We start from the raw sequence: 3189 nt of genomic DNA, 5'->3' as shown, positions 1-3189 counted from the left end.
TAACATTCTCTACTAAAAACATCTATCCAGTTTACAACAGCTAAGGTTATAAAATGTGGTATGCTACTATCGCCAAACCTATATTTTGTTGCCATCTTTCAGTTTTTCATTGCATTGTTTTTGCTTAATTTTCAGACAAAGTCTTAGTTTCTATATTAGATTTAAGTGGCCGCTGAAACAGCGAACACTTAAACCAATTGGGAATATATTAAATACATCTATATCAAATTGTTAGAATGGATTTCTACCTTCTTTCTGTCTATCAATCCTTTGATTAATCAATTCAGAAATTGATTTTGGATTAAGGGGATGAATCCAATCGGGGAAATCAAGTCCTCCACCTTCATAAATAGCCTCATAAACTTTAGGATTATCTCCTTCGTCTAAATAAATAAAAAAAAACTGCTCTGTATCATATATATCAATTGCATAGAATGGCCTAGAAATAGTCCTATTTCTTAATACCATCTTTTCTTTTACATATTCTTGCAGTTCTTTTTGAGTATCAAATACTCCATAATCCAAAACATAACAAGATGCTCCCGCCAAAAAAAGTAATTCTTTTAATGCTTTTGGAAAAGGATTGCCATTATTACATAATTGTTCTAATGACGCTATTTCTTGTAAGGAGATTGGCTCGATAGTTAATTTGTCTTCGATCTCATTTGGATAAGCATCCGGATTATCTCTTAAATAGCCTAAATATTGTATTTCCATAAATAACTAAATTTACCACGCTAAAGTGTTTTGTTAAGATATAGCATATAAGTGAAATGCAGGTGCTAAATGAAGAATACTTAATTATTTAAAATCCAGTTTAAAATTTTCGCAATATTAAAGGCATCATCAACTCCTCTATGATGGGTACCTTTAAGCGGAATATCTAGTATTTTAAGTGCACCGGCCATCCCTTCTTCATATCCTAATTTATTTTTTAAGGCAAACAAAGTTTTAACATTAATGTGCGATGGCCCAAAAGGAAAGCCTATACCAATTGCCGAACACTGACGTTGAAACTGCTTTAAATCATATGCGCCAAAACTTGCCCATACCCTTTTCTGGGATAGGTATTCTTTCCTTAAAACAGAACAGGCTTCTTTAAACGAGATCCCATCTTTTGCCACCATTTCTGGCGTAATGGTTGTTAATTCGGTACAAAACGGACTGATAGTAGATCGTTCTGGCTTAACTAAAATCCCTTTATTATCTGTAATTTCTCCGGTTTGAACATCCAGTAAGCAGATCCCTATTTCTATGATATCACTTTCCATACCTGCTAGAGGTGCTCCTTCCCAACAGGTGGCTTCTACATCAATGATGATTATTTTATCTAATATGTTTGGCATAGTTTAAATAGTTAGGGAGTTTGGCAAGAAAGGATAGGCAGAATGATAATAAGGATGATCGTTCCATGGAAAAAAACTGTCTTGAATCATTGGTTCTTCTATAAATTGTTGTAAATCAAGCGCGGCATAATAGCCAAATCGATCTTCATGATCTGTTATAGTTATTATACTACCATCATTATCATAAGTAAAAGTAAAAATCATATCATCTCCCAAATAGTAACTTTTAAATGATCTATCTAGTAACTGATTGGTTTGAAGGTCAAAACTACATGAAAAGATGATTCTCTCCTTGCTGTCTAAAGTATGTTTACCTCTATGCCTTAAATCACCTTCTTTTGAATATACTTCTTCGTCCCAGATACTAAACTCTCCGAAACTTTGTTTGTTAAAACTTATATTACAATTTTGATTTTTATCGGCATCGGTGAATTTATTAAGTATTTCCTGCTTATTCTCGCTATCGCTCAAATAGTATGAAATTGTGGTGCGTGAGCCATTTCTTCTTCTAATTTTAGACTCAATCATTTTTATTTGATCATCTACAAAAGTTATTTTATCAAAAAAATCTAAATTTTGTACTTGCTGAGAAGTAATTAAGTTACCAGCAGTATTTTTATATTTTATTTGTACGCTCATGTTATATTAAAATTTAAATCGAAGCTCAGGAAAATTATCAAAACGATTTTCACCTTTTAACAAAACTGCAAAACCAATTTTAGTTTTCCCATTCTTTGGTACATATCTACAATGAATTGTTATAATAATATTTCACACGCGGCACGCGTGCGCCAGCGAGGGGCCTGCGTAGGCCAGTGGTAGGGATAGAGTTAAAATGGATTCCTACCTGCTTTTTGCCTGTCAATTCTATGGTTTATCAACTCAGAAAGAGACTTTACAGAAACTGAATGAATCCAATCTGGGAAATTAACGCCTCCACCAGAATAAAGTCCTTCGTAAACAGGAGGATCTTCCCCTTCATCTAAATAAATAAAAAGAAATTGATCTCCTTGATTATAAACATCAATGGCATAAAATGGTCTTGAAATAGCTCTACTTTGAGAAGCCATATGCTCTCTGACATCATCCTGCATTTCTTGTTGGGTATCGAATATTCCAAAATCTAAAACATAGCAAAGTGAGCCCGCTAAGAACAACAGCTCCTTTAATACTTTAGGAAAAGGATTACCATTATTGTAAAGCTGTTCTAAAGTCGCTATTTCTTGTAAAGAAATTGGCTCAATCGTTAATTTGTGTTCAGTTTCATTTGGAAAGGCATCGGGATTATCCCTTAAGTAACTTAAATATTGTATTTCCATTTATTACGGTCTTTTTAAAAATGATTTTAAAGTTGTATTGTTAATTCCCCAAGGGCTAGCGATTATTTTAACATTTATAGTTTTACCCGATTGAACTGCCAATTCTTGGAGGGCAACCCAATAATCGCGGCAATTTTCGCAAGTATAAAATGATGATTCCACTGCAATATCGAATCTATTTCCCTTATCCCAATGCTTTTCTAAGAGATTATATATGTATTTTACTTCGGCATCATAAGCTCTATTAACATTTTTTATATCCCCTTCTGGTTTAAGTGTTCCAAAGGATCACTTAAACCTTTTTTTAAAGCTAGGTCTCCAGACCGAAATACATCCTCTACATAAACGTTATTGGCACTAAACCTCCTCTTTCTTCATAATAATCTACAGCGCTGCTATACTTATAATACTGTGCTTCTGTAACCAAAACAGCGGTAACAGGATTTTCGTGCAGATAATTTAATCTTTGATCAATCATTTCATTTGTACTTAATTCTATAGGGTGGTTGTCCTGTTGCCAAAAC

At 33.4% G+C, this 3189-nt stretch carries 4 protein-coding genes and 1 pseudogene; all 5 read right to left on the bottom strand.

Annotated elements, in window-relative coordinates; all coding sequences use genetic code 11:
- Nucleotides 1-231 precede the first annotated feature (231 nt).
- Nucleotides 232-717, bottom strand: coding sequence for a hypothetical protein (locus EV200_RS21630; protein WP_132536547.1), 486 nt, complete (start codon nt 715-717; stop codon nt 232-234).
- Between the two features lie 80 nt (nt 718-797).
- Nucleotides 798-1346: a 3'-5' exonuclease gene (locus tag EV200_RS21625; protein WP_132536546.1), complete on the bottom strand. Its 549-nt coding sequence runs from the start codon at nt 1344-1346 to the stop codon at nt 798-800.
- Between the two features lie 3 nt (nt 1347-1349).
- Nucleotides 1350-1985: a hypothetical protein gene (locus EV200_RS21620; protein WP_132536545.1), complete on the bottom strand. Its 636-nt coding sequence runs from the start codon at nt 1983-1985 to the stop codon at nt 1350-1352.
- Between the two features lie 191 nt (nt 1986-2176).
- A complete protein-coding gene (locus EV200_RS21615; protein ID WP_132536544.1) occupies nt 2177-2665 on the bottom strand; it encodes an SMI1/KNR4 family protein in 489 nt (162 codons plus the stop codon).
- Between the two features lie 337 nt (nt 2666-3002).
- Nucleotides 3003-3189, bottom strand: a pseudogene (locus EV200_RS21840) (transposase); the annotation flags it as partial.

The organism is Pedobacter psychrotolerans, assembly GCF_004340665.1.
GTDB lineage: Bacteria > Bacteroidota > Bacteroidia > Sphingobacteriales > Sphingobacteriaceae > Pedobacter > Pedobacter psychrotolerans.
This window is presented reverse-complemented; position numbering and strand designations above follow the sequence as displayed.

Excerpts from the sequence above, each read along its gene's own strand:
- EV200_RS21620 (WP_132536545.1), bottom strand. The coding sequence starts at position 1,985 with ATGAGCGTACAAATAAAATATAAAAATACTGCTGGTAACTTAATTACT.
- EV200_RS21625 (WP_132536546.1), bottom strand. The coding sequence starts at position 1,346 with ATGCCAAACATATTAGATAAAATAATCATCATTGATGTAGAAGCCACC.
- EV200_RS21630 (WP_132536547.1), bottom strand. The coding sequence starts at position 717 with ATGGAAATACAATATTTAGGCTATTTAAGAGATAATCCGGATGCTTAT.
- EV200_RS21615 (WP_132536544.1), bottom strand. The coding sequence starts at position 2,665 with ATGGAAATACAATATTTAAGTTACTTAAGGGATAATCCCGATGCCTTT.